The 709-nt window shown below is 42.2% G+C and carries 1 protein-coding gene and 1 pseudogene; both read right to left on the reverse strand.

Going from position 1 to position 709, the window contains the following annotated elements:
* A pseudogene (locus R7Z47_RS24875) lies at window positions 1–266 on the reverse strand (hypothetical protein); the annotation flags it as partial.
* Window positions 267–352: 86 nt separating this feature from the next.
* Window positions 353–691, reverse strand: coding sequence for a nitrogen regulatory protein P-II (glnB, locus tag R7Z47_RS24880; RefSeq protein WP_005436810.1), 339 nt, complete (start codon window positions 689–691; stop codon window positions 353–355).
* Window positions 692–709: the final 18 nt, after the last annotated feature.

The following is a 709-nucleotide window of genomic DNA, read 5'->3' on the forward strand; positions in this document are numbered from 1 at the left end:
AATTGCTTATCTGCCGAGAACAACTCCAGCTCAGATTGCCAGTTAGCGCGATTTTGCTTGTAGATGTTCCAAACTAAAAGGTTGAGTTCACCGTTATCGTCCAGAGCTTTTGCTCCGCTAAACTCTATACATCGAATGTCTTCGGTAATTTCAGATCCAGTTTGTGTGATGATCTGTGGATGTTCCGGTACGGTAAAGATGACTTGAAAACTCACTACCGCAGCCATGATTAGAAAGGCTAAAGAGAGAACAAAACGCTTAAACATGAGAGCGTACCTGAATGCATGAAATAAAAAAGGAGCCTTATTGGGCTCCCTTTTAGCTTAATCAAAAATGCAATTGTAGTGAAATCTTAAATCGCGTCTTCGTCTTCTTCACCAGTACGAATACGAACCACACGCTCAACATCCGTTACGAAAATTTTACCATCGCCAATCTTACCTGTTTGCGCGGTTTCGATGATGGTTTCTACGCATTTGTCTGCTACATCTTCAGTAACAACAATTTCCAGTTTCACTTTTGGTAGGAAGTCCACCATGTATTCCGCACCGCGGTATAGCTCAGTGTGGCCTTTCTGACGACCAAAACCTTTCACTTCAGAAACGGTCATCCCTGTGATGCCTACTTCAGCAAGTGCTTCTCGAACATCATCCAATTTAAATGGCTTGATAATCGCTTCAATCTTTTTCATGTTCATCCCTTAAGCTTC

The sequence above is a fragment of the Vibrio sp. 1641 genome (assembly GCF_033339995.1).
Taxonomy (GTDB): domain Bacteria; phylum Pseudomonadota; class Gammaproteobacteria; order Enterobacterales; family Vibrionaceae; genus Vibrio; species Vibrio alginolyticus.

Excerpts from the sequence above, each read along its gene's own strand:
- glnB (WP_005436810.1), bottom strand. The coding sequence starts at position 691 with ATGAAAAAGATTGAAGCGATTATCAAGCCATTTAAATTGGATGATGTT.